Raw genomic sequence first — 23,132 nt, 5'->3', positions numbered from 1 at the left:
CCGTACCGACGAGCAGGTCGTGAACGAGACGGCTGCGTTCGATAAACAGGCCGGCAAGCAGAATGAGCGGCGTCAGCACCGAGTTGAGGATCCAGAACAGGGCCAGATGCACGATCGCCATCATGAAATCCATCGGCCGTCCATCGACGCGCACGATCGCGATTCCCATTGCGCGCATGCCGAGCGAGGCCTGGCTCGGCCCGCCCACAGTCAGGCCGAAGTAAATGCCAGCGACGATGACGAAGAGGGCAGGGTAGAGAAAGAAGCCGAGCCCCAGCGTGACGATCGACAGGAAGAACAGCACGATCGCCGCGGGAATGCAGAGCAGCGCCACGATGACATAGTCGAGAATGAAGGCGAAGACCCGGCGGCTCAACACGCCGCTATAGGCGCGCCAGTCCTCCGGGGCGGCATAAAGCGGATTGGGGTTGTAGCTCATCTCAATCTCCTCAGGAAAAGCGATGCCGCTGATATGGTATCGGCAGGGCAAAATGCAATAATCTGCCCCAGATGCGGATGGTTTTAGGCCGGATCGGCCCAAAACCATCCGCATCTAAATCAAAGAAATGGAGCATGATGTCGTCCGAAAACCGCGGACACTTTCGGCATCATGCTCTACAGCGCCGCGCGTCTTTTGAGATGCGCAAAGGACGCTGTAGCACTTTGAATCGCTGCATAATTTTATCCTTAGATCGATTCCGATTTAAGGAATTATGCAGTCACCGCTTTGCGAGGATTTTCGCCACTTCGACCGCGAAATAGGTGAGGACACCGTCGCATCCCGCCCGCTTGAAAGACAGCAGCGTTTCGAGCATCGCCCGCTCGCCATCGATCCAGCCATTCATCGCCGCCGCCTTGATCTGCGTATATTCGCCGGAAACCTGGTAGGCGAAGGTCGGCAGGCCGAAGGCCTCCTTCATCCGCCAGCAGATATCGAGATAGGGCAGGCCGGGCTTGACCATCAGCATGTCGGCGCCTTCTTCGACGTCGAGGGCCGCGTCGCGGATCGCCTCGGTGCCGTTGGCGGGGTCGATATAATAGGTCTTCTTGTCGCCTTTCAGCAGCCCGCCCGTCGAGATCGCCTCGCGATAGGGACCGTAGAAGGCGGAGGCGAATTTCGTCGCATAGCTCATGATGCCGACGCTCTGGTGGCCGGCCGCATCGAGCGCCATGCGGATCGCGCCGATGCGCCCGTCCATCATCTCCGACGGCGCGATGATGTCGGCGCCGGCATCCGCCTGCATGACGGCGGCGCGTGCCACCTGGTCAACGGTCTCGTCGTTGACGATCTCGCCGCCTCTGAGAATGCCGTCATGGCCGTGGCTGGTGAAGGGATCGAGCGCGACGTCGGTAATGACGCCGATATTGGGCACCGCCTTCTTGATCGCCGCCGTCGTCTGATTGATCAGGTTGTTGGCTTCGAGGCTGTTCGAGCCGGTCTCGTCGCGCAGTTCCATCTCGATATTCGGAAAGGTGGCGAGCGCCGGAATGCCGAGGCCGGCCGCTTCCCGCGCGGCTTCGACGGCCTTGTCGATGCTCATCCGGTTGACGCCCGGCATGGCCGGGATCGGATCGATGATGCCGGAACCCGGCACGATGAAGATCGGCCAGATCAGGTCGTCGACCGTCAGCCGGTTCTCCTGCACCAGCCGGCGTGTCCAATCCGCCTTGCGGTTGCGCCGCATGCGGCGATGACCGGTGATGTCGTCGACGAGATGCGTCCTGTCCTGCATGATATCTGTCCTTGGCCCATTCCATTTATCGGAGCGCTCATTATCATGGCGCCTGGAAAATCCAAACCGGACGATTGGCCGCGGCGGAAAAACCTCTGGCGCATAACCCGAAAATCGAAATGGATTTTCGGGTTATGCGCCAACTCGATGTTATAGAGCGTCCCTGGCGCGTCGTGTCAGACGCGCGGGCGCCCTTGTGAAGATGCAACCCCAAACCGATGTCTGCGCTATGGAAACCGAATCCCCGACGATACCGAAACGCACACTGGCGGATATCCTCTTCATTCTCTTCCTGAGGCTGGTTGCCGTATCCTGCTTCTGGTTTGGCCTGCAATATTGGGCGATGCTCGTCGGCTATTCGCTGGTCGGCGCCGGCCGCTTCGATCTTTTGAGCCTGCCGTGGAAGGTGGCGAGCACCAGCCTCGCCGTGCTCTTCCCCGTCGCCTCCCTCGGCCTCTGGCTCACCGTCTCCTGGGGACCGGTCATCTGGGTGCTGGCCGCCGGCGGGCAGATCCTCATGTATGGCCTGCTGCCGGATATTTTCGGACCCAACCAGCTGATCATCCTGCTGCATCTCATGGTCGCCGTCGTCTACTGGATTTTCCGCCTGCTGCTGTGGCTGGAAAAGCGCCGGCACCGCCGCCAGGTAAGTGTTGATTTACCCTGAGACAACGTGGGGTTAGCGGTAAGGCTCCGTTAAGCCTGCGGTTTAAGTCGAATTTTATATGTATTCGATAGGGTCTCACTCAAGGCGGGAAGAAAACACACCGCCAAACAAACAGTGAGGCAGTCAATATGAACACGAAAATTAAGCCGCAGGCGGTATCGAACTTCCGTGACCAGCAGGATCATGACATCCGTGATCTTTACATGGAATCCCTTCACCTCGTTGAACGTCTGCACCGTCGTCTTCTCGACGTCATCAAGGACGAATTCGACCGTCAGGGTCGCAGCGATGTCAACGCCATCCAGGCGCTGCTCCTTTTCAACATCGGCAACTCCGAGCTGACCGCCGGCGAGCTGCGCTCGCGTGGCTACTATCTCGGCTCCAACGTTTCCTACAACGTCAAGAAGCTGGTCGATCTCGGTTTCATCAACCACCAGCGCTCACGCATCGACCGCCGTTCGGTCCGCATCAGCCTGACCGAAACCGGCCAGGACATCGCCGAAACGGTGGCCAAGCTCTACGAACGCCACATCGCCTCGATCGACAAGGTCGGCGGCATCGGCACGGACGAGTTCACGCAGATGAACAAGCTGCTCCAGCGTCTGGACCGTTTCTGGAACGACCAGATCCTGTACCGTCTCTAAGACTCCTGACCTCCTTCAGGGTTGCAGAAAATCGGACGTGTTCCCTGCACGTCCGATTTGCCGTTTGATCCGCGTGGCATCTTTGCAACGCATGGCAGGCAAGCGCAAAGCCCGGTATTCAAGCCGTTTTTTAGCCGTTATTAACCGGCACGCTTTACCCCGTCATATGGTTCGTTGTGTCGTGTTTCCGGTAGCCGGCAGTCCTTCTACCCACCCGGCAACACGAATTGGCCATATTGGTGTGGCAGCGGAAGGCTTAACAACCGGCGCTTTCAATGGACCGATCAGGAATGCTGGCTGTCGCATCGCAATCTTGTGATGGGGCAAGCGGAATTTTTTGATGCGCCGGGACAACGAATGGACTGGGATCTGCGTTAAAGCGCAGTGATATCGCAAAGAGCCCGCGGCATCTCTTTATCGCCGCAGTCAGTGGTTGGGACTATGTCGAAGAAAAACGGAATTGAAGCTCTCTCGCGCCGCGCTTTCCTTGCGTCCGCGGCAACGGTTGGCGCCAGCGCGATTGCCGCGCCGGCATTCGCGCAATCGGCGCTCGATACGCTGATCAATGCGCCGCGCCGCGGCAACTGGGACGACCAGTTTGACGCCAAGGCGGCTTCGCGCACGGCGACCGCCATGGTTTCCAACACCCCGATCCTCGGGCCGCAGTCGGTTGCGAGCGCGCAGCAGGCGATCATGCAGTATCAGCAGATCGCCGCAGCCGGCGGCTGGCCTGAGGTCAATCCCGGTGACCAGCGCCTGCAGCTCGGCGTCAGCTCTCCTTCCGTCCAGGCGCTGCGCCAGCGCCTTGCGATCACCGGCGACCTGCCGCGCGAAGCCGGCATGTCCAATGCCTTCGATTCCTATGTCGATGGCGCCGTCAAGCGCTTCCAGGCCCGCCACGGTCTGCCGTCCGATGGCGTGCTCGGCGAATTCACGCTGAAGGCGATGAACATTCCTGCCGATGTCCGCCTGCAGCAGCTGAACACCAATCTGATCCGCCTGCAGACCTTCCCCGAAGACATGGGCCGCCGTCACCTGATGGTCAACATCCCGGCCGCTTATGTCGAGGCTGTCGAAGACGGCAGTGTCGCGACGCGCCACACCGCGGTTGTCGGCCGCTTGAGCCGCCCGACGCATCTCGTCAATTCGAAGATTTACGAGGTCATCCTCAATCCTTACTGGACGGCGCCGCGCTCGATCGTCGAAAAAGACATCATGCCGCTGATGCGCAAGGATCCGACCTATCTCGAAAAGAACGCCATCCGCCTGATCGACGGCAAGGGCAATGAAGTCGCCCCCGAAACCGTCGATTGGAACGGCGAGGCGCCAAACCTGATGTTCCGTCAGGACCCCGGCAAGATCAACGCCATGGCCTCGACGAAGATCAACTTCTACAACAAGAACGGCGAGTATATGCACGACACGCCGCAGCAGGGCCTGTTCAACAAGCTGATGCGCTTCGAATCGTCGGGCTGCGTCCGCGTTCAGAACGTCCGCGACCTGACGAACTGGCTGTTGCGCGAGACCCCCGGCTGGAGCCGCCAGCAGATGGAGCAGGTGATTGCAACCGGCGTCAACACCCCGATCAAGCTTGCTGCGGAAGTTCCTGTCTATTTCGTCTACATCTCTGCCTGGGGCATGCCCGACGGCATCGTCCAGTTCCGCGACGACATCTATCAGATGGACGGCAATGCCGAGCTGGCGCTCGACACCACGGCGGGCATGGAACAGCCGGTCCAGTAAGCGGCGACCGCTGTATTGTGATTTGAGAACCGCGCTTTCGGGCGCGGTTTTTTATGTCCGAGGAGACGCTCCTCGATGTGGTCGCCAAGGATCGGCGCGGCGCGACCACAAAAGAGCGTGAGCGCGCGCTTTGCTCAGCAAATGTCGTTCTTCGTATTGCCCTCGCCACGGCGGAAGGCTAATACCTCAGCGCATTCCAGTTGAGGAGCCCGCCCATGACCAATGCTTCCACCGAATCCTTCTTCAATCGCTCGCTTGCGGACGTCGATCCGGACATTTTCAGCGCGATCGGAAAGGAACTCGGTCGCCAACGGCACGAGATCGAACTGATCGCTTCTGAGAACATCGTCTCCCGCGCCGTGCTGGAAGCCCAGGGCTCCATCATGACCAACAAATATGCCGAGGGTTATCCCGGCAAGCGTTATTACGGCGGCTGCCAGTTCGTCGATATCGCCGAGGAACTGGCGATCGAGCGCGCCAAGAAGCTGTTCGGCGTCAATTTCGCCAACGTCCAGCCGAATTCCGGCTCGCAGATGAACCAGGCGGTGTTCCTGGCGCTGCTGCAGCCGGGTGACACTTTCATGGGTCTCGACCTGAATTCGGGCGGCCACCTCACGCATGGTTCGCCGGTCAACATGTCCGGCAAGTGGTTCAACGTCGTCTCCTACGGCGTGCGCGAAGGCGACAACCTGCTCGACATGGATGAAGTCGCCCGCAAGGCCGAGGAAACCAAGCCGAAGCTCATCATCGCCGGCGGCACTGCCTATTCCCGCATCTGGGACTGGAAGCGTTTCCGCGAGATCGCCGACTCGGTTGGCGCCTACCTCATGGTCGACATGGCCCATATTGCTGGCCTCGTTGCCGGTGGCGTTCATCCGTCGCCATTCCCGCATTGCCATGTCGCGACTACGACGACCCACAAGTCGCTGCGCGGCCCACGCGGCGGCGTCATCCTCACCAATGACGAGGATCTGGCCAAGAAGTTCAATTCGGCCGTCTTCCCCGGTCTGCAGGGTGGCCCGTTGATGCACATCATCGCCGCCAAGGCTGTGGCCTTCGGCGAGGCGCTGCAGCCGGAATTCAAGGACTACGCCGCCCAGGTCGTCAAGAACGCCAAGGCGCTGGCCGAAACGCTGATATCGGGTGGCCTTGACGTCGTCTCCGGCGGCACCGACAACCACCTGATGCTGGTCGACCTTCGCAAGAAGAACGCCACCGGCAAGCGCGCCGAGGCAGCGCTTGGCCGCGCTTACGTCACCTGCAACAAGAACGGCATTCCCTTCGATCCGGAAAAGCCCTTCGTCACCTCGGGCGTGCGCCTCGGCGCACCGGCCGGCACGACCCGCGGCTTCAAGGAAGCTGAATTCCGCGAGATCGGCAATCTCATCGTCGAGGTCCTCGACGGGCTGAAGGTCGCCAATTCCGATGAAGGCAACGCTGCCGTCGAAGCCGCTGTGCGCGGCAAGGTGGTCAACCTCACCGACCGCTTCCCCATGTACGGCTACATGGGATAAGGAGTAGGGATGCGCTGCCCCTATTGCGGTTCGGAAGATACCCAGGTCAAGGATTCGCGCCCGGCGGAGGACAACACGTCCATCCGCCGGCGGCGTATCTGTCCCGATTGCGGCGGCCGCTTCACCACGTTCGAACGTGTGCAGCTGCGCGAGCTGATGGTCATCAAGAAGACCGGCCGCAAAGTGCCCTTCGACCGCGACAAGCTGGTGCGCTCTTTCGAGGTGGCGCTGCGCAAACGCCCGGTCGAGCGCGATCGCATCGAGCGCGCCGTCTCGGGTATCGTCCGCCGGCTTGAAAGCTCCGGCGAAACCGAGATCTCCTCCGAGCAGATCGGCCTGCAGGTGCTGGAAGCCATGAAGAGCCTCGATGATGTCGGCTTCGTGCGCTACGCCTCGGTCTATCGGGATTTCTCGCTTGCCGAGGATTTCGAGAAGGTTATCTCCGAAATCAACGCCAAGATCGCGCGCGACCCGCTGGACAGGTGAGCCATGAGCATCACGCCGCATGACGAACGTTTCATGGCGGCGGCGATCCGTCTGTCGCGCTGGCATCTCGGCCGCACCGCCACCAATCCTTCCGTCGGCTGTCTGATCGTCAAGGACGGCGTCATCGTCGGCCGTGCCGTGACCGCCCTCGGCGGCCGCCCGCATGCCGAGACGCAGGCGCTCTCTGAAGCCGGCGCGCTGGCCCGCGGCGCTACCGCCTATGTGACGCTCGAACCCTGCTCGCATCACGGCAAGACGCCGCCCTGCGCCGAGGCGCTGATCGCCTATGGTGTTGCCCGCGTCGTCATCAGCGTCACCGATCCCGATCCGCGGGTCTCCGGCCGCGGCATCGCCAGGCTGCGCGAAGCTAGCATAGAGGTGGATGCCGGCGTGCTGGAGGCGGAGGGCAGGCAGTCGCTTGCCGCCTATCTCACCCGCCAGACGAAGAACCGGCCCTATGTGACTCTCAAACTTGCCGTTTCCGCCGATGGCATGATCGGCCGCCAGGGGGCAGGGCAGGTGGCGATAACAGGCCCGGAGGCCCGCGCCCAGGTGCAGGCGCTGCGCGCCGAAACCGATGCCATCCTGGTCGGCATCGGTACCGCGATTGCGGATGATCCGCTGCTGACTGTGCGCTCGCCAGGTCTTGAATCACAATCGCCGATCCGCATCGTCCTCGATCCTTCCCTGGCATTGCCGCTGACCAGCAGGCTCGTCGGGACGGCGCGGGAGGTGCCAGTCATTGTGGTGGCGAGTGAGGAAGGATCATTGTCGCAGGCAGAGGGTGATATCGCATCCACAGAGATGGAATCTCGCCGCGCAGCCCTCGAGGCCGCCGGCGTCGAGGTCGTCCATTGCAATCCCTACCATCCGGAAGTCCTGCTGCCGGCACTCGCGACGCGCGGTATTTCCTCGCTTCTGGTCGAGGGCGGTGCAAAGACGGCGCGGCTTTTCCTCGAGGCTGGCCTCGTCGATCGCATCCAGCTTTATCAGGCGCCTGTTATGATTGGCGAGGGTGGTATTGAATCCCCGCTTGATGCAACCGACATACCATCGGGTTTTGCCCATACGGGCACGCTGATGTTCGGCGGCGATCGCCTGGACGAATACGAAAGAGGGCTTTGATGTTCACCGGAATAGTCACCGATGTCGGCACAGTCGAATCCGTTTCCCCGCTGAAGGAAGGTATCCGGCTGCGGGTCGCGACCGCCTATGATCCCTCAACCATCGATATGGGCGCCTCGATCTCTCACGCCGGCATCTGCCTGACTGTCACCGCCCTTCCGACCGAAGGCAGCAACGGCCGCTGGTTCGAGGTCGAGGCCTGGGAAGAGGCGCTGCGGCTGACGACGATCGGCAACTGGCAGGAGGGCAGCCGCATCAATCTCGAACGGTCGCTGAAGATCGGGGATGAACTCGGCGGCCACATCGTTTCCGGCCATGTCGACGGCAAGGCGGAAATCCTCTCGGTGACAGCAGAGGGCGACGCCACGCGCTACCGCCTGCGCGCGCCCGAACATCTGGCGAAATTCGTCGCCCCCAAGGGGTCGATTGCACTCGACGGTACTTCGTTGACGGTCAATGCCGTCGACGGCACGGATTTCGACGTGCTGCTCATCCGGCACACGCTTGAGGTCACCACCTGGGGCGAGCGCAAGGCCGGCGATTTCGTCAATTTCGAAGTCGACACCATGGCGCGTTATGCCGCCCGACTGGCTGAGTTCCCCAGCACATAACCGTCGAAAATCGGAATCGACGCCCGACGCTCTAACGCGAAAATTGGATGATATCGCCGTTGTACTGCGTGCGCGCCGTCTCGCGGAAGCCGAGCTTGGCCGCGACCCGCAATGAGGCCTGGTTCTCGGGACTGATGATGCAGCTCATCGGTTTTCCCGGGAAATGCGTTTCCGCCCAGCCGATCAGGACGGTCAGCGCCTCGGTGGCATAACCGCGGCCGTGCGCCGAGGGCATCAGCGCCCAGCCGACCTCCATCGTCCCCTCGATCGAGGGTTCCACCTCGCGCCGGGCTTCCAGGAAGCCCGCTTCGCCGATGAACCGGCCGCTCCCCTTTTCGACGATCGCCAGAAAACCGAAGCCCATATGATGCCACATGCCGGCAACGCGTAGCATGCGGCTCCAGCTCTGCTCGCGTGTCGATGGCACGCCGGTGATGAAGCGCACGACATCCTCGTCCGCCCATAGTGCCGCATGCGCGTCGAAATCGTCGAGGCGGTGAGGGCGAAGCGTCAGCCGCGCCGTTTCGAGGGTTGGAATGTCGGTCACATCGGGTCCTTGTGAAATAACGTGTCCTCAGGCGCCGGGCTCGCCGTCCCAATAGTCGAGATCGCCTTCCGGCCGTCCGATATGACGGAAGCGCTTGGTTTCTGTATTGTCCCTGTTGGTCTTGGCTGCCCAGTTCGTTTTGGCAAGGAACTTTCCGGAATCGGGATATTCGACGATCTCGGTCCTCGCCATTGTCGAAATGCCGAGATAGACGAGTGTCGCCGTGCCGGTATTGATGATCTGGTGCGCCGTTTCAGGCCCGCCGGCCGGCGCGCCGAGCACGTCGCCCGCCTTGATCACATGGCGCGCGTCGCCGAAGCGATATTCGCCAGAGCCCGCGATCACATAGAAGAGCTCGTCTTCGACATGGTGGTTGTGGAAGGGGCAGCCTGATTTGCCGGGAGGTACCTCGTTGTAGCTGACGCCGAGGCTGGCCAAGCCAAAAAGCGCACCGAAAGAGGTGTCGGTGCTTTCATAGAGCTCGCCCTGTTTCCAGTGGTCGAGCTTGAGATCGGCGGTATTGATCACCGCCTTCGGTTCCGTTGCCATGACGTCCTCCTGTTTCAGCAAGAGAAGCCGTCATCCCAGGAAAATTCAATGCTTATCTCCGATATCCCCAGCATGGGCGGAGAGGAGACCGCCGCCCATGCTTCGAGCGCCGTGCGTCGAATAGGACGCGTGAAGGACGCTCTATCACTTCGACCCACGCATACCCCCCCGAAGATCGTTCCGATTTTCGAGGTTATGCGCTGGAGCCGTCAACGAACGTAGAAGGTTATGCTTCCATCGGCCGCCTGCTCGGCGTTGACCACATTGCGAATGTTGACACCTTCATTGTTGAGACGGTGGGCAAGCGACCTGTTGGCATCGATCGACGCCTGGATGCCACGGATAGCCTCGCCGGAGCGCAGCGGTGCCGAGTGTGGGCCGCTCGTCTCGTCGTCGAAGTTGCGCCAGTTGTAAACCTCCTGGACATTGAAATCATTGCCCTGGAAACCCCTGAGCGTCTGTTCGATGCCTTGAGGGGTGTTCATTCCGAGGCTTTCGGCCCGGCTGACGCCGGCAAAGGCGAGGGAGGAGAGGGCGGCAGCGAGGGTGATGGTGAGAACGCGGTGCATGATTTGTATCCTTTCATCTGCTTAGACGGTCGGCTGTCGTTGCAGGGGATCGTCTGCGTCACGACATGAAATTGGCGTTCTCCCATTCGCGATTCAATGGGTTAAGCCACTGAAAAGACATTAAGAATTGTTCATGAAAACTGCCTTCGAATTGCCGCTTTCCGGGCGTCCGGGAAAGCTGAATTCAGAGGCTTGCCCAGCTGTGCATACAGGGCGCGGCTATCCCCTTGCAGATATTTCCTCTTTCCCATTGCGGCATCGGGCGAAATTGCTTGCCATTCGGACGAAGGCATGTTTTGACCGCGGGCTGCCGAGTGGGTAAATGTCCCGCCAACCGAAGGTGAACCATGTCGAGAGAGACCGCTCCCCATATTTTGATCGTTGAGGCCCGCTTCTACGACGACATGGCCGACGCCCTGCTCGAAGGCGCGACCTTCGCATTGACAGAGGCCGGCGCCACCTTCGAGGTCGTCACCGTCCCCGGCGCACTGGAAATTCCGGCGGCGATTGCCATGTCGCTCGATGGAGACGACAATGGCGGAACGCATTATGACGGCTATGTCGCCCTCGGCATGGTCATTCGCGGCGAGACCTATCACTTCGATATCGTGTCGAATGAATCCTCGCGCGCCTTGATGGATCTCGCGGTCAGCGAGTCCCTTGCCATTGGCAACGGCATCCTGACCGTCGAAAACGACGAACAGGCATGGGCGCGCGCGCGCCGCTCGGACAAGGACAAGGGCGGATTTGCCGCTCGTGCAGCTCTGACCATGATCGAGTTGAAGCAGAAACTGGGTGCATAACGAATGAACGACGACAAGACGGAACGGCCAGTCAAGACTGCAAACCAGCGGGGCGCTGCCCGTCTTGCTGCCGTTCAGGCACTTTATCAGATGGATGTCGGCGGCACCGGCGTTCTGGAGATCGTCGCCGAATACGAGGCGCACCGTCTTGGCCAGGAACTCGACGGCGCGACCTATCTGAAGGCCGATGCCGCCTGGTTCCGTTCCATCGTCTCCGGCGTCGTGCGCGATCAGGTCCGCCTCGATCCGCTGATTGCCGCAGCCCTGCAGGATGATTGGGCCTTGTCGCGCCTCGACAGTACCGTGCGTGCCATCCTGCGCGCCGGCGTCTTCGAGATCACCGACCGCAAGGACGTTCCGGTGGCGGTCATCGTTACCGAATATGTCGAGATCGCCCAGGCTTTCTTCGATGACGACGAGCCGAAGCTCGTAAACGCCGTGCTCGACCGCATCGCAAAGCAGGTTCGCGGCGAGGCGAAGAAATAAGTCTTTCGCCGCCAAATAGTCCTCCCGCTTCTTTCTTCGCACCGCAATGGTTTTCGCCCGTTGCGGTCTTGACGCCACGTGATCGACCACGCAATCTCCGCAACGCTTAGCTGTGGCATTTCTGTGGAGAGGAAGGCGATTCGGCGGCGTATCTGCCGGAGAAGGAGTGATCTCCGGCCTATGGGAGGAAAGAGCGAAATGACGATTCTTTTATGCGTAATCGCATGCGGTCTGCTCTCGGTGGTTTATGCCGCCTGGGCAACCCGGTCGGTGCTTGCCGCCGATCAGGGCAATAGCCGCATGCAGGAGATCGCGGGCTATATCCGCGAAGGCGCTCAAGCCTATCTGACGCGCCAGTACAAAACCATTGCCATTGTCGGCGTTGTTGTTTTCATTTTAGCCTGGCTGCTTCTTTCCGCCGAGGCCGCGATCGGCTTCCTGATCGGCGCCGTGCTTTCCGGTGCTGCCGGTTTCATCGGCATGCACGTTTCCGTCCGCGCCAATGTGCGCACCGCCCAGGCGGCTTCCGTCAGCCTTTCCGCCGGCCTCGACATCGCCTTCAAGTCGGGTGCGATCACCGGCATGCTGGTGGCTGGCCTGGCGCTGCTCGGCGTCTCCATCTACTATACGGTCTTGACCGTCGGGCTCGGCCATGAGAGCGGCTCGCGCGAAGTCATCGATGCGCTGGTGGCGCTCGGCTTCGGCGCTTCGCTGATCTCGATCTTCGCCCGTCTTGGCGGCGGCATCTTCACCAAGGGCGCCGATGTCGGCGGCGATCTGGTCGGCAAGGTGGAAGCCGGCATTCCCGAAGACGATCCGCGCAACCCGGCAACGATTGCCGATAACGTCGGCGACAATGTCGGCGACTGCGCCGGCATGGCCGCCGACCTTTTCGAGACCTATGCGGTCTCTGTCGTCGCCACCATGGTTCTTGCCGCGATCTTCTTTGCCGGCGCGCCGATCCTCCAGTCTGCGATGGTCTATCCGCTGGCGATCTGCGGTGCCTGCATCATCACCTCGATCATCGGCACTTTCTTCGTCAAGCTCGGCTCGAACGGCTCGATCATGGGCGCTCTCTACAAGGGCCTCATCGTCACCGGCCTACTGTCGATCGTCGGACTTGGTGCTGCCACTTCGCTCACCATCGGCTGGGGATCGATCGGTTCCGTCGGAGGCGCCGACATATCAGGCGCACACCTCTTCTTCTGCGGCATCGTCGGCCTCGTCGTCACTGCGCTGATCGTGGTGATCACCGAATATTATACCGGCACGGGCAAGCGTCCGGTCGTCTCGATCGCCCAGGCCTCGGTCACCGGTCATGGCACCAACGTCATCCAGGGCCTAGCCGTCTCACTGGAATCGACGGCGCTGCCGGCGATCGTCATCGTCGGCGGTATTCTCGCCACCTACCAGCTCGGCGGCCTGTTCGGCACCGGTATTGCGGTCACGGCGATGCTCGGCATCGCCGGAATGATCGTCGCGCTCGACGCCTTCGGACCGGTGACGGACAATGCCGGCGGTATCGCCGAAATGGCGCATCTGCCGCCGGAGGTGCGCAAATCCACTGATGCGCTCGATGCCGTCGGCAATACGACCAAGGCCGTCACCAAGGGTTATGCCATCGGCTCCGCCGGTCTCGGCGCCCTGGTTCTCTTCGCGGCCTACTCCTACGACCTCAAATATTTTGCAGCGAATGGCGACAAGTTCCCTTATTTCGCCGGCATCGGCGAAATTTCCTTCGATCTTTCCAACCCTTACGTGGTGGCGGGATTGATCTTCGGAGGTCTCATACCCTACCTCTTCGGTGGCATCGCTATGACCGCCGTCGGCCGTGCTGCCGGCGCGATCGTCGAGGAAGTGCGCCGTCAGTTCAAGGAAAAGCCCGGCATCATGCAAGGCACGGAAAAGCCGGATTACGGCAGGGCGGTCGACCTTTTGACCAAGGCCGCCATCCGCGAGATGATCGTGCCCTCGCTGCTGCCGGTGCTGGCGCCTATCGTCGTCTATTTCGGCGTTCTTCTTATCTCTGGTTCCAAGGCCTCCGCCTTTGCCGCCCTCGGCGCATCGCTCCTCGGCGTCATCATCAACGGCCTCTTCGTCGCCATCTCGATGACATCGGGCGGCGGCGCCTGGGACAATGCCAAGAAGAGCTTCGAAGACGGGTTCGTCGATAAGGACGGCGTGCGCCACATGAAGGGCTCGGATGCACACAAGGCCTCCGTCACCGGTGATACCGTCGGCGATCCTTACAAGGATACCGCCGGCCCTGCCGTCAACCCGGCGATCAAGATCACCAACATCGTCGCGCTGCTGTTGCTCGCCGTTCTCGCTGGATAAACAAAGACCGCCGGCTTGGCGTGGTACACTTCACGCCAAGCAGAGGCAATTACAGCGCCGCGCGTCTTTCTAGACGCGCAAAGGACGCTGTAACACTTTGAATGGCTGCATGATGTTATCCTTAAATCGATTCCGATTTAAGGAATCATGCAGTAAAAAACCCGCCGGAGCGATCCGGCGGGTTTTTCGTGTGAGGCGTGTCCGATCAGCGCAGGCTGCTTGGGTTCTGCGGCGTGCCGCCGGCGCCACCACCGAACAGGCTGCGGGCAGCACTCGCGGCGCTGCCGCCGGAAAGCATCTGTTGCAGGAAGGTGAGTTCCTTGCCGCCGGTCGGCGTGACGCGTCCGATCGTGTCGAACACCTTGCCGTCCTGCAGCGCATAGTTGGCGCGGCGGCTGACGACGCCGTCCTTGTCGAAATAGATCGCCAGAACGCTCTGATCGACGACCTTCAGCTTCTGGAAGGCGACGGCACGCGTGCGCCGCTGCGAGATGTAATAGAAGACTTCGCCGTCGAAGGTCGCCGTCGTCGACGGGGTGCCCAGCGAAAGCAGCACCTGCTCGCGGCTGGAGCCTTCCGGAACGAGGTTCAGCGACTGCTGGTCGGCGACGTAGCCGCCATTGAGCACGGTGCTGGTCTGGCAACCGGAAAGAGCGGTGGTGGAGGCGATTATGAAGGCAATGGCCGCGCTGCTGAAGAATTTCACGTCAGACTTGAAATACCGTTTATTCAACGACATCTACTCCCTTGAGTGTCGATAGCAGCCATTTGGGGCCTTGCACGCTTTCCTCCTGCAAAACCATTGTGGCCATTCCGGGTCGCATTTCCCGAATTCGCTTCGCTGACGCATCGAAGGCGTCGTCCCGAAACAGGCCATGATCGGCATTGCAATTCGCGCCTGCTTCGGTAAACCAGCTTTCGAAATCATGCAACAAGGCCAGACGCCGGCCGGCATGAAGAATGAGGCATTTCCGGAAAAAACAATGATCTTCGGGCTCTTCCGCAAGAAAAACAACAATCAGGCGATCGTCGACAGGCAATATGCGGCCCTGACGGCCGCCGCGCGCATGCCGGAGATCTATGAGCGGCTCAATGTGCCGGATACGGTCATGGGCCGTTTCGAGATGCTGTCGATTGCGATGATTCTGTTTTTTCGCCGCACACGTGCTTCCGCCACCAGCGGCCAGGAGATCGCCCAGGAGATCGTCGACGCTTTCTTCCAGGATATCGACTATTCGATCCGCGAACTCGGCATCGGCGACAACAGCGTGCCAAAGCGCATGAAGAAGCTCGCCGGCATGTTTTACGGCCGGCTCGAGGCCTATTCGAAGGCGATGGACACAGGCGATGCCGAAGCCCTCGCTGTCGCTCTTCAGCGCAATATCTACCCCGAAACCTCGGCGCCTGCCGATATGACCGGCCTCGCCGGATGGATGATGGCCGCAGAATCGCATCTGTCCGCCGTCCCCGAAGAGGTGATCACCACCGGATCGGTAACGCTCCCGGCGGTCGCCTGAAGGAGGAAACGATGAAGAACGCTCGGGACGATGTTCCCTTCTCCTATCAAGTAAAGGTCGGCCACATCTCGGCCAACCCCGTCGAAGTCCATGTCGAGGCCGACACCAGCGAACTGAAGGCGCTTGCCGAGACCTGGAACGTCGTCTCCGTCGACGATCTCAGCGCCGATCTGCAGATTGCCCGCTGGAAGCGCGACGGTGTGCGCATCAAGGGCCGCGTGCAGGCGAAGATCGTCCAGTCCTGCGTCGTGACGCTGGAGCCGGTGGAATCCGCCATCGACGAGAGCTTCGAGCAGATCTTCGTGCCGGAGGGTTCCAAGCTTGCCCGCCAGGCCGGCAACGACGCCGGCGAGATGCTGCTCGATCCCGACGGTCCTGATCTGCCTGAGACCTTTGTCGGCGATACGATCGATGCCGGCGAGGTGGTTGCCGAATTCGCCGCTCTCGCGATCGATCCCTATCCGCGCAAGGAGGGCATTGAGTTCGACGGCCATATCGAGGATAGCGGCGAGAGGGACAAAAAGCCCTCGGCTTTCGCAGCCCTCAAGGACTGGAAAAAGGACTGAAGCTCCTCTGGCATTTGACACAATTCAGTTGTAAGCGACGCCAAAACCGGTATTTTGGCCGAAATTTCGCCCTCGGCGAAAAGAAGGATCAGGGACGCGTGATCAGAATATCTCTCGACCTCATGGGTGGCGACTTTGGTCCCCAAGTTGTCATCCCCGGCGCCGCCAAGGCGCTGGATCGGCATCCGGATATTTCCTTCGTTCTCTATGGTCTCAAGGAACAGTGCGATCCGGTTCTCGCCAAGTTTCCGAAACTCAAGGAAAAATCGCTCTTTCACGACTGCGAGCTTGCCGTCGCCATGGATGAAAAGCCGAGCCAGGCGCTGCGCCGTGGCCGCTATATCTCCACCATGTGGCGCTCGATCGAGGCGGTGAAGACGGGTGACGCCGATGTCGCGGTCTCGGCCGGCAATACTGGCGCACTGATGGCGATGGCGAAATTCTGTCTGCGCACCATGGCCAATATCGAGCGTCCGGCGATCGCTGCGATCTGGCCGACGCTGAAGGGTGAGAGCATCGTGCTCGATGTTGGCGCGACGATCGGCGCCGACGCGCAGCAGCTGATGGATTTTGCCCTGATGGGCGGCGCCATGGCGCGCGCGCTTTTCGAGGTTGAACGTCCGACGGTCGGACTCCTGAACGTCGGCGTCGAGGAGATGAAGGGCCAGGAAGAGGTCAAGGAAGCCGGCCGGCTGTTGCGCGAGGCGAACATCGATTCGCTCGAATATTCCGGCTTCGTCGAGGGCAACGACCTTGGCAAGGGCACAGTCGACGTCGTCGTCACCGAAGGATTTTCAGGCAATATCGCGCTCAAGACCGCTGAAGGCACCGCCAAGCAGATCGGCGAATATCTGCGTGCCGCCATGTCGCGCACGCTGCTGGCCCGCATCGGCTACCTGTTCGCCAAAAGTGCATTCGACATGCTTCGCGAGAAGCTCGATCCGAGCAAGGTCAATGGCGGCGTGTTTCTCGGGTTGAACGGCATCGTTATCAAGAGCCATGGCGGGGCGAATGCCGAAGGCATCGCCGCCGCCATTGAAGTCGGTTACGACATGGCCAAGAACGGCCTCAATCAGAAAATAGAAAACGATCTTAAGAAATATCACGCCAAGCGGCTGCCCCCGATGGGCCCGGAAGCGGCATGAGCGATGGGGTTCAATCAAAGATGATCCGTTCAGTGGTTCGCGGGTTCGGAGCAGCGCTTCCGAAGCGCGTGATAACCAATCGTGACATGGAGGCCATCGTCGACACATCGGACGAATGGATCGTCCAGCGCACCGGCATCCGCCAGCGTTATGTCGCCGGCGATGACGAAACGACGGCGTCGCTCGGCGAGGCCGCCGCACGCGCAGCCCTTGCCAATGGCGGCCTGACGCCTGCCGATATCGATCTTATCATCTGCGCCACCTCGACGCCGGACAACACGTTTCCCGCAACGTCGGTCAACATCCAGAACCGCCTCGGCATGAGCCATGGCTTCGCCTTCGACGTCCAGGCCGTCTGCACCGGTTTCGTCTATGCGGTTACCACGGCGGATGCCTATATCCGCGGCGGGCTTGCCAAGCGCGTTCTCGTCATCGGCGCCGAAACATTTTCGCGCATTCTCGACTGGAACGACCGCACCACCTGCGTGCTTTTCGGCGACGGTGCCGGCGCGATCATACTCGAAGCGACCGAAGGCGAGGGCACCGTTGCCGATCGCGGCGTGCTGACCGCACATCTGCGTTCCGACGGCTCGCACAAGGAAAAGCTCTATGTCGATGGCGGACCGTCGACGACGGGTACTGTCGGCAAGCTGCGCATGGAAGGCCGCGAGGTCTTCAAATACGCCGTCGGCATGATCACCGACGTTATCCAGGCGGCATTCGATTCGACCGGCACCACCGCCGATGACCTCGACTGGCTGGTGCCGCATCAGGCCAATCGCCGCATTATCGACGGTTCGGCGAAGAAGCTGAACATCGATGCCGCGAAGGTGGTCATCACTGTCGACCTGCACGGCAACACGTCGGCCGCCTCGATCCCGTTGGCACTTGCGACCGCTGCCGGCGACGGCCGCATCAAGAAGGGTGACCTTGTGATGCTCGAAGCGATGGGCGGCGGCTTTACCTGGGGTGCGGTTCTGCTGCGCTGGTAGGCACGAATCCTAAAAAACTGGCGGCGAACAAGAGCTTGACCGTAAGGCGCAAGACAAATACTCTTCGTGCGATTTCACAAAATATTTTGTATGGGCGGGGAAACCATGACCGGAAAGACAGTGACGCGAGCAGACCTGGCGGAATCCGTTTTCCGAAAGGTCGGGCTGTCCCGGACCGAATCTGCCGAACTGGTCGAAACCGTCATCGACGAGATCTGCAACGCCATCGTGCGTGGTGAAACCGTCAAGCTTTCCTCCTTTGCCACCTTCCAGGTGCGCGACAAGAACGAGCGAATCGGCCGCAATCCGAAGACCGGCGAGGAGGTTCCGATTTCCCCCCGCCGGGTCATGACCTTCAAGGCGTCGAACGTGCTGAAGACGCGCATCCTCAAGGCGCATGTCGCTCGCAAGATCAAGCTGAAGCCTCTGAATCCGGCTCCCTGATATCGGCATCTCGTTTCGGAACGGCGTTTTTTTCTCTCTCGCACTGTCCATCCTTGTGCGCAACGTCGAGACATGACTTGAATTGTCGGCGCCAAACCGTTGAAATATGATGAGTCGCCGTTGGATCGAGCCGCGAGGTCGCGTAGCAGTATGACGTTGGACAAGAGCCCCGATGCCTTTCGCACTATCAGCGAAGTCGCAGACGATCTTGATCTGCCGCAGCATGTGCTGCGCTTCTGGGAGACGCGTTTCCCCCAGATAAAGCCGATGAAGCGCGGCGGCGGCCGTCGCTACTACCGGCCGGAAGATGTGGATCTCCTCAAGGGCATCCGGCATTTGCTCTATGATCATGGCTATACGATCAAGGGTGTGCAGAAGCTTCTGAAGACCAACGGCAACAAGTTCGTCATATCAGTCGGTCATGGCGACCTCGCCAGCGTCGAGGCGCTTGCGTCGGGCGTGCAGGATACGGCTGGCGGGGAACCGCGCGTCGGCATGGCCGACGAAGACCAGATTGTCGGCCGCGCCAAGCCGCCGATCACCCGCCGGTTCTTCAATTTCGTCGCTGGAGACGACGAGCAGGAAGTCTCGATCGGCAAGTCGAGCGTCGGCAAGGAAGACAGGGCGCTGCTGCAGGAGGCGCTCTACGACCTCCTGGAATGCAAGCGTCTGCTCGATCAGGTGCGCTGAACAGGAGCTCAGGCTTCGGTAAGCCGCTTCATCGCCTGTTCGAGTTCGCTGAGCTGGAAGGGTTTTTGCAGCACGGGCAACGTGCTTGGGCTGCTGCCATCAGGTGCAGTGCCATATCCCGTCGCGTAGAGATAGGGTTTGCCGCGTTCGTCGAGCAGCTTTGCGACCGGCAGCGAACTCTGCCCGGCAAGCGAGACGTCGAGGATTGCAGCGTCGAACTCCGTATCCCTGGCGGTTGCCAGCGCCCGCTCCAGATCGGGCGCGCTGGCGCAGACCCGGTAACCCAGATCGGCAAGCATGTCCTCGAGCAGCATGGCAATCAGCGCGTCGTCTTCGACGATGAATATGTCTTTCATGATCCCGTCCACCCATTTCCCCTCGCCGGGCATGGAGATTTATGTGGACCGCTTGCACCGCTCGTCAAGACGTCGTGCCCGGCACTGCAAGAAACAGCATATTGCCCGGTGAAATTTGATGTGCAAAAGCTGGGATGCCGTCTCCGCAACGGCGACTGCATAATTCCTTAAATCGGAATCGATCTCTGGATAAAATTATGCAGTTATCCAAAGTGTTACAGCGTCCTTTGCGCGTCTGAAAAGACATGCCGGTGCTGTAAGAAGGGGTGTCGAATGGATTTGCTGAGTGCCACGGATTGGCTGCGTCACAGGCCGGGTTTTACCTATCCGCTGGCCGTTGCCTTCGTTGGCCTGACCTTTCTTCTGAGGCTTGCCGCCAGCGACGCTCTCTCCGGCTTTCCCTTCCTCAGCTTCCTCCCGGCGATATTGCTCGCGAGTTTCATAGGCGGGGCCGGGCCGGGTCTGGTTGCGGCCTTGCTTGCCGCTTTCATCGTCCAGCAGTTTTTCGTCGAGCCGCACAACATCTTCTGGCCGGTCAGCGCCGGGCAATGGGTCGGTCTTTCCACTTATCTCGTCAATGCCGCGATCATCGTCGGCCTGATGGAGATGATCATCATCGCACATGAGCGGCAGAGCCGCCTTCGCAGTGAGCTCAACAGCTTCAACACGCGCCTCGAAGAGACAGTCGTCCAACGCACTGCCGAGCTCAGGCACGAGATGGAAGAGAATGCCGCCGCTCAGGCGCAGGTCCGCCAGTTGCAGAAGATGGAGACGATTGGTCAGCTGACCGGCGGCGTCGCTCATGACTTCAACAACATGTTGGCGATCATCATCGGCAACCTCGACCTCGCCCAGCGGCGCCTGAGCGGCAGCGAGGATCCCCGCCTGCTTTACTCCATCCAGAATGCCAAAGACGGCGCGCAGAGGGCGGCGGTACTGACCGCGCGTCTTCTCGCTTTCTCGCGCCAGCAGCCGCTCGCCCCTGAGGTGATCGACCTTAACAAGCTGGTCGGCGGCATGTCTGAGCTATTGCGGCGCACGCTCGGTGAGCAGATCCGGATCGAGACCGTGCTTGCCGGCGGTCTGTGGCCGAGCTTTGCCGATTTGAGCCAGCTCGAGAATGCCATCCTGAACCTTGCCGTCAACGCTCGCGACGCTATGCCGGGCGGCGGAAATCTGACGATCGAGACCGCCAATACCGAACTCGACGAGCGATATTCGCGCATGCATTCGGAGGTCGAGGCGGGCCAATATGTAATGGTCAGCATAACTGACACTGGCACCGGCATGTCGCCGGAGGTGATCGAGCGCGCCTTCGACCCTTTCTATACGACCAAGGGACCCGGCAAAGGCACCGGCCTCGGCCTCAGCCAGGTTTACGGCTACATCAAGCAGAGCGGCGGCCACATCAAGATCTATTCAGAGATCGACAGGGGCACGACGGTGAAGATCTATCTTCCCCGTCATGTCGGCGCGACGGACGCCCGGTCGGGCGCCGCCGGCACCCAGCCGATTCCTCACGGCAGCGTCAATGATACGATCCTGGTGGTGGAAGACGACGAGCACGTCCGCACTATGACGGCCGAAAGCCTGCATGAACTCGGTTACACCGTATTGCAGGCGGCAAGCGGCATAGAGGCGCTTCTGTTGCTCGAAGAAAATCCGGCAGTCGATTTGATCTTCACCGATATCGTCATGCCGCAGATGAGCGGACGCCAGCTTGCCGATGTCGTCCAGGAAAAATGGCCGACGATCCGGATCCTTTACACCACGGGTTACACCCGCAATGCCATCGTCCACAATGGTGTGCTCGATCATGGCGTTTCCCTGCTCGCCAAGCCCTTCAGCCTGGAGCAGCTGGCTCATAAGATCCGCGAACTTTTGAATGTACCGGYGAGGGTGGGAGACGAGCGGACGTGAAGCCGGAATACGGCCGCACGTCCACAATTCCCGATCGTGTTATTCCAGCACCTGGATGATACGGTGGGTCTTCGGCTCGACGATAACGCGCCGCTCATTGACGACGGTATAGCCGTAACCGTCCATGTCAGGCACTGTGTGCACTTCGACGGTATCGGGCAGCGTCGTGCCAACCACGATATCGCCGTCATAGACGACGGACGGCGTGTTTTGCTCCATCACATAGGTGCGCACTTCGCCGGGCAATACGACGGAGCCGGTCGGTGCGGGATCTGTGACGATGACGGTGCTCTGCGCGAAGGCGGCGGAGCTGATGGTCAGTATGGCGGCCGCAGCCAGCATGGTCTTGCGCATGGGATGTTCTCCTTTTCCTATCCCAGATCAAGGCAACGCCGGCCATGCGGCATAGTTCCCCACGGGCTTTTCGCCCAGCGGAAGACAGGCGCAATCAAAGCAATTAAGTTGCTGCTAAATTGATTTCCACATCATTGGGTTGAGTTGTCCGAATAACGTTCAGTGAGAGTTCGTCCGGTGACATCAGCGGCCGGTTCTTTACTCTTCGTTAACCATGTTGGCGATTTATGTCGGATGAACGGCCAGGTGGTCGTTGATTCGAAGGTCCGTCGCGTTTCGGTTTGCGAATGGATATCTGAAAAGGCGATTGCGGCTCGAGACATGCGCTTGCGGAAGACGATATCGCTGGTGGCAGTGGCTGGCATGATGGCCGGCTGCACATCGACGGGCGGTGTACGCCAGCCTTCCGGGCCGGAAACCGTGGCGCCGGAAAAAGCGCTGGTCCTGCCGCCGCCGGGCGGTCCGTCGATCGTCAGTGTTGTCGAGCGCAAGCGTGGAAACGGCGTCGAGCAGACGATCTCGCTGTTTACGTCATCCTCCGTGCCCGGTCAGAATTTCCTGAAGGTCCAGTTCTTCGGCGCCTCCGGGGCCAACCCCGGCACCGGCAATGCGGGCTTCAGCATGATCAACGAGAGCGGCATTGCCCGCGAGGTGGCCCGTTCGGCCCCTAGCGTGCCGATGGCGACGTCGGCGACCTTCCTGCAGAACGCCTATGGCCCCTTCGGTTACGCCTCCGGCCGCAGCCGGGCCGGCGACACCTGCGTCTATGCCTGGCAGCAGATCCGCTMGAGCACTGCTGCCAATACCCAGGCGCGCAATTTCGGCATGATCCAGCTGCGCCTGCGCCTTTGCGATGCGAGGGCGAGCGAGCGCCAGCTGCTCGGCATCGTCTATGGTTACACCATATCAGGCACCTTCGATGGCGTGGTCTGGAACCCTTACGGCAATCCGCCGTCCGCCGACGGTGCGCTCGGACGCACCGGCGAGCCGATCTATCCGGACGAGGGCGGTTATCGCGCCAGCCCGATGCCGATCGGCTACGAGCCGGCGCCGGCCACAGTCAGCCGGCCGCGGGCAGCTGCCGTTCGCAGCGCCTCGACCTCGCAACCGGCTCAAGGCGTCGCATCGGTGCCTGCAGCCATCGGCCCGCGCGTGCCGCTGCCGGGCGAGCCGCCGCAGACGAGCGCAAGGCCGGATGCGGCCGCCGCGCCAATCGAACAATCGGTAAGGGCGATCGGCGTCACCGTGCCTTCGCCGGACTGCATAGGCGACGCGGCCATGACGGCTGCCTGCCGGAGATAGAGCATGCATGCCCGCGGGCGCCAGTTGGTGCC

At 60.9% G+C, this 23,132-nt stretch carries 27 protein-coding genes; 19 read left to right on the top strand and 8 right to left on the bottom strand.

All coding sequences use genetic code 11. The features are described from left to right. Both AC1D1Z_RS18895 and hemB read right to left on the bottom strand, forming a co-directional pair. On the bottom strand, positions 1-439 hold a 439-nt coding region (locus AC1D1Z_RS18895; RefSeq protein WP_477851558.1), incomplete at its 3' end, for an RDD family protein. A 280-nt stretch (positions 440-719) separates the two neighbouring features. Further along, positions 720-1,733 carry a porphobilinogen synthase gene (gene hemB / locus AC1D1Z_RS18890; protein WP_018447467.1) on the bottom strand — a complete coding sequence of 338 codons (1,014 nt, stop codon included), beginning with the start codon at positions 1,731-1,733 and terminating at the stop codon, positions 720-722. Positions 1,734-1,962: 229 nt separating this feature from the next. Here hemB and AC1D1Z_RS18885 point away from each other — a divergent pair, with 229 nt between their 5' ends. From AC1D1Z_RS18885 to AC1D1Z_RS18850, 8 genes are all read left to right on the top strand, one after another. Next, positions 1,963-2,400, top strand: a complete 438-nt coding sequence (locus AC1D1Z_RS18885) for a DUF6163 family protein (protein ID WP_018447468.1) — start codon at positions 1,963-1,965, stop codon at positions 2,398-2,400. A 128-nt stretch (positions 2,401-2,528) separates the two neighbouring features. Next, the gene (ldtR, locus tag AC1D1Z_RS18880) at positions 2,529-3,044 is read left to right on the top strand and encodes a transcriptional regulator LdtR (RefSeq protein WP_018241512.1); all 516 of its coding nucleotides are present in this window, start codon (positions 2,529-2,531) and stop codon (positions 3,042-3,044) included. Positions 3,045-3,485: 441 nt separating this feature from the next. After that, positions 3,486-4,787 (top strand): L,D-transpeptidase family protein, encoded by a 1,302-nt coding sequence (locus AC1D1Z_RS18875; protein WP_018241513.1) that lies wholly within the window; start codon positions 3,486-3,488, stop codon positions 4,785-4,787. A gap of 53 nt (positions 4,788-4,840) precedes the next feature. Continuing rightward, the gene (locus AC1D1Z_RS18870; RefSeq protein WP_018447469.1) at positions 4,841-4,969 is read left to right on the top strand and encodes a hypothetical protein; all 129 of its coding nucleotides are present in this window, start codon (positions 4,841-4,843) and stop codon (positions 4,967-4,969) included. 33 nt (positions 4,970-5,002) lie between these two features. Further along, entirely contained in the window at positions 5,003-6,301 is a 1,299-nt protein-coding gene (gene glyA / locus AC1D1Z_RS18865) for a serine hydroxymethyltransferase (protein ID WP_018447470.1), read from the top strand. A 9-nt stretch (positions 6,302-6,310) separates the two neighbouring features. Next, on the top strand, positions 6,311-6,787 hold the full coding sequence (gene nrdR / locus AC1D1Z_RS18860) for a transcriptional regulator NrdR (protein WP_003547190.1): 477 nt from the start codon (positions 6,311-6,313) through the stop codon (positions 6,785-6,787). Positions 6,788-6,790: 3 nt separating this feature from the next. After that, on the top strand, positions 6,791-7,912 hold the full coding sequence (ribD, locus tag AC1D1Z_RS18855) for a bifunctional diaminohydroxyphosphoribosylaminopyrimidine deaminase/5-amino-6-(5-phosphoribosylamino)uracil reductase RibD (RefSeq protein WP_446947853.1): 1,122 nt from the start codon (positions 6,791-6,793) through the stop codon (positions 7,910-7,912). Further along, positions 7,912-8,523 (top strand): riboflavin synthase, encoded by a 612-nt coding sequence (locus AC1D1Z_RS18850; protein WP_018447472.1) that lies wholly within the window; start codon positions 7,912-7,914, stop codon positions 8,521-8,523. Before ribD ends, AC1D1Z_RS18850 begins: the two co-directional genes overlap by 1 nt. Before the next feature lie 31 nt (positions 8,524-8,554). Here the strand turns inward: AC1D1Z_RS18850 and AC1D1Z_RS18845 are convergent, their stop codons facing one another. The 3 genes from AC1D1Z_RS18845 to AC1D1Z_RS18835 form a co-directional block, all read right to left on the bottom strand. Then, complete coding sequence (locus AC1D1Z_RS18845; RefSeq protein ID WP_446983318.1) at positions 8,555-9,070, bottom strand: GNAT family N-acetyltransferase; 516 nt, start codon at positions 9,068-9,070, stop codon at positions 8,555-8,557. Positions 9,071-9,097: 27 nt separating this feature from the next. Further along, the gene (locus AC1D1Z_RS18840; protein WP_446983319.1) at positions 9,098-9,619 is read right to left on the bottom strand and encodes a cupin domain-containing protein; all 522 of its coding nucleotides are present in this window, start codon (positions 9,617-9,619) and stop codon (positions 9,098-9,100) included. A gap of 209 nt (positions 9,620-9,828) precedes the next feature. Beyond that, positions 9,829-10,188, bottom strand: a complete 360-nt coding sequence (locus tag AC1D1Z_RS18835) for a hypothetical protein (RefSeq protein ID WP_028733638.1) — start codon at positions 10,186-10,188, stop codon at positions 9,829-9,831. Between the two features lie 347 nt (positions 10,189-10,535). Between AC1D1Z_RS18835 and ribH the strand changes: the two genes are divergently transcribed. The 3 genes from ribH to AC1D1Z_RS18820 all read left to right on the top strand — a co-directional run bounded on the left by ribH (position 10,536) and on the right by AC1D1Z_RS18820 (position 13,814). Then, positions 10,536-10,991, top strand: a complete 456-nt coding sequence (gene ribH, locus AC1D1Z_RS18830) for a 6,7-dimethyl-8-ribityllumazine synthase (protein WP_018241519.1) — start codon at positions 10,536-10,538, stop codon at positions 10,989-10,991. Positions 10,992-10,994: 3 nt separating this feature from the next. Beyond that, on the top strand, positions 10,995-11,477 hold the full coding sequence (nusB, locus tag AC1D1Z_RS18825; protein ID WP_018241520.1) for a transcription antitermination factor NusB: 483 nt from the start codon (positions 10,995-10,997) through the stop codon (positions 11,475-11,477). A gap of 198 nt (positions 11,478-11,675) precedes the next feature. Next, positions 11,676-13,814, top strand: coding sequence for a sodium-translocating pyrophosphatase (locus AC1D1Z_RS18820; RefSeq protein WP_018447477.1), 2,139 nt, complete (start codon positions 11,676-11,678; stop codon positions 13,812-13,814). A gap of 205 nt (positions 13,815-14,019) precedes the next feature. Here AC1D1Z_RS18820 and AC1D1Z_RS18815 read toward each other — a convergent pair whose 3' ends face one another. Further along, entirely contained in the window at positions 14,020-14,553 is a 534-nt protein-coding gene (locus tag AC1D1Z_RS18815) for an outer membrane protein assembly factor BamE (protein ID WP_003547220.1), read from the bottom strand. Positions 14,554-14,689: 136 nt separating this feature from the next. On the opposite strand from AC1D1Z_RS18815, the gene AC1D1Z_RS18810 reads away from it, so the two are divergent. From AC1D1Z_RS18810 to AC1D1Z_RS18785, 6 genes are all read left to right on the top strand, one after another. Continuing rightward, positions 14,690-15,331 (top strand): ubiquinol-cytochrome C chaperone family protein, encoded by a 642-nt coding sequence (locus AC1D1Z_RS18810; protein WP_018241524.1) that lies wholly within the window; start codon positions 14,690-14,692, stop codon positions 15,329-15,331. 11 nt (positions 15,332-15,342) lie between these two features. After that, positions 15,343-15,897: a YceD family protein gene (locus tag AC1D1Z_RS18805; RefSeq protein WP_018241525.1), complete on the top strand. Its 555-nt coding sequence runs from the start codon at positions 15,343-15,345 to the stop codon at positions 15,895-15,897. Between the two features lie 98 nt (positions 15,898-15,995). Then, on the top strand, positions 15,996-17,042 hold the full coding sequence (gene plsX, locus AC1D1Z_RS18800; protein WP_020397442.1) for a phosphate acyltransferase PlsX: 1,047 nt from the start codon (positions 15,996-15,998) through the stop codon (positions 17,040-17,042). Between the two features lie 20 nt (positions 17,043-17,062). Then, positions 17,063-18,034 carry a beta-ketoacyl-ACP synthase III gene (locus AC1D1Z_RS18795; RefSeq protein ID WP_047621648.1) on the top strand — a complete coding sequence of 324 codons (972 nt, stop codon included), beginning with the start codon at positions 17,063-17,065 and terminating at the stop codon, positions 18,032-18,034. Positions 18,035-18,139: 105 nt separating this feature from the next. Beyond that, a complete protein-coding gene (locus tag AC1D1Z_RS18790) occupies positions 18,140-18,478 on the top strand; it encodes an integration host factor subunit alpha (RefSeq protein ID WP_018241528.1) in 339 nt (112 codons plus the stop codon). A 150-nt stretch (positions 18,479-18,628) separates the two neighbouring features. Further along, positions 18,629-19,168 carry a MerR family transcriptional regulator gene (locus AC1D1Z_RS18785; protein WP_018447481.1) on the top strand — a complete coding sequence of 180 codons (540 nt, stop codon included), beginning with the start codon at positions 18,629-18,631 and terminating at the stop codon, positions 19,166-19,168. 8 nt (positions 19,169-19,176) lie between these two features. Here AC1D1Z_RS18785 and AC1D1Z_RS18780 read toward each other — a convergent pair whose 3' ends face one another. After that, complete coding sequence (locus tag AC1D1Z_RS18780; protein WP_018447482.1) at positions 19,177-19,524, bottom strand: response regulator; 348 nt, start codon at positions 19,522-19,524, stop codon at positions 19,177-19,179. Positions 19,525-19,797: 273 nt separating this feature from the next. On the opposite strand from AC1D1Z_RS18780, the gene AC1D1Z_RS18775 reads away from it, so the two are divergent. Next, entirely contained in the window at positions 19,798-21,444 is a 1,647-nt protein-coding gene (locus tag AC1D1Z_RS18775; RefSeq protein ID WP_477851547.1) for an ATP-binding protein, read from the top strand. A gap of 39 nt (positions 21,445-21,483) precedes the next feature. Here AC1D1Z_RS18775 and AC1D1Z_RS18770 read toward each other — a convergent pair whose 3' ends face one another. Further along, a complete protein-coding gene (locus AC1D1Z_RS18770; RefSeq protein ID WP_018070485.1) occupies positions 21,484-21,798 on the bottom strand; it encodes a DUF1236 domain-containing protein in 315 nt (104 codons plus the stop codon). Between the two features lie 321 nt (positions 21,799-22,119). Between AC1D1Z_RS18770 and bcsN the strand changes: the two genes are divergently transcribed. Next, positions 22,120-23,100 (top strand): cellulose biosynthesis protein BcsN, encoded by a 981-nt coding sequence (gene bcsN, locus AC1D1Z_RS18765; protein WP_477851545.1) that lies wholly within the window; start codon positions 22,120-22,122, stop codon positions 23,098-23,100. Positions 23,101-23,132 lie beyond the last annotated feature (32 nt).

The organism is Rhizobium sp. P1_E1, assembly GCF_056406015.1.
Note: the sequence above shows the minus strand (reverse complement) of the source record. Positions and strands in the feature narration are given on the sequence as shown.

Coding starts and splice junctions, on each gene's coding strand:
- AC1D1Z_RS18850 (WP_018447472.1), top strand. CDS start 7,912: ATGTTCACCGGAATAGTCACCGATGTCGGCACAGTCGAATCCGTTTCC.
- ribD (WP_446947853.1), top strand. CDS start 6,791: ATGAGCATCACGCCGCATGACGAACGTTTCATGGCGGCGGCGATCCGT.
- ldtR (WP_018241512.1), top strand. CDS start 2,529: ATGAACACGAAAATTAAGCCGCAGGCGGTATCGAACTTCCGTGACCAG.
- AC1D1Z_RS18795 (WP_047621648.1), top strand. CDS start 17,063: ATGATCCGTTCAGTGGTTCGCGGGTTCGGAGCAGCGCTTCCGAAGCGC.
- AC1D1Z_RS18875 (WP_018241513.1), top strand. CDS start 3,486: ATGTCGAAGAAAAACGGAATTGAAGCTCTCTCGCGCCGCGCTTTCCTT.
- AC1D1Z_RS18835 (WP_028733638.1), bottom strand. CDS start 10,188: ATGCACCGCGTTCTCACCATCACCCTCGCTGCCGCCCTCTCCTCCCTC.
- AC1D1Z_RS18885 (WP_018447468.1), top strand. CDS start 1,963: ATGGAAACCGAATCCCCGACGATACCGAAACGCACACTGGCGGATATC.
- AC1D1Z_RS18770 (WP_018070485.1), bottom strand. CDS start 21,798: ATGCGCAAGACCATGCTGGCTGCGGCCGCCATACTGACCATCAGCTCC.
- nrdR (WP_003547190.1), top strand. CDS start 6,311: ATGCGCTGCCCCTATTGCGGTTCGGAAGATACCCAGGTCAAGGATTCG.
- AC1D1Z_RS18870 (WP_018447469.1), top strand. CDS start 4,841: ATGTCCGAGGAGACGCTCCTCGATGTGGTCGCCAAGGATCGGCGCGGC.
- AC1D1Z_RS18785 (WP_018447481.1), top strand. CDS start 18,629: ATGACGTTGGACAAGAGCCCCGATGCCTTTCGCACTATCAGCGAAGTC.
- AC1D1Z_RS18810 (WP_018241524.1), top strand. CDS start 14,690: ATGATCGGCATTGCAATTCGCGCCTGCTTCGGTAAACCAGCTTTCGAA.
- ribH (WP_018241519.1), top strand. CDS start 10,536: ATGTCGAGAGAGACCGCTCCCCATATTTTGATCGTTGAGGCCCGCTTC.
- hemB (WP_018447467.1), bottom strand. CDS start 1,733: ATGCAGGACAGGACGCATCTCGTCGACGACATCACCGGTCATCGCCGC.
- nusB (WP_018241520.1), top strand. CDS start 10,995: ATGAACGACGACAAGACGGAACGGCCAGTCAAGACTGCAAACCAGCGG.
- AC1D1Z_RS18780 (WP_018447482.1), bottom strand. CDS start 19,524: ATGAAAGACATATTCATCGTCGAAGACGACGCGCTGATTGCCATGCTG.
- glyA (WP_018447470.1), top strand. CDS start 5,003: ATGACCAATGCTTCCACCGAATCCTTCTTCAATCGCTCGCTTGCGGAC.
- AC1D1Z_RS18840 (WP_446983319.1), bottom strand. CDS start 9,619: ATGGCAACGGAACCGAAGGCGGTGATCAATACCGCCGATCTCAAGCTC.
- AC1D1Z_RS18820 (WP_018447477.1), top strand. CDS start 11,676: ATGACGATTCTTTTATGCGTAATCGCATGCGGTCTGCTCTCGGTGGTT.
- AC1D1Z_RS18790 (WP_018241528.1), top strand. CDS start 18,140: ATGACCGGAAAGACAGTGACGCGAGCAGACCTGGCGGAATCCGTTTTC.
- AC1D1Z_RS18805 (WP_018241525.1), top strand. CDS start 15,343: ATGAAGAACGCTCGGGACGATGTTCCCTTCTCCTATCAAGTAAAGGTC.
- AC1D1Z_RS18815 (WP_003547220.1), bottom strand. CDS start 14,553: ATGTCGTTGAATAAACGGTATTTCAAGTCTGACGTGAAATTCTTCAGC.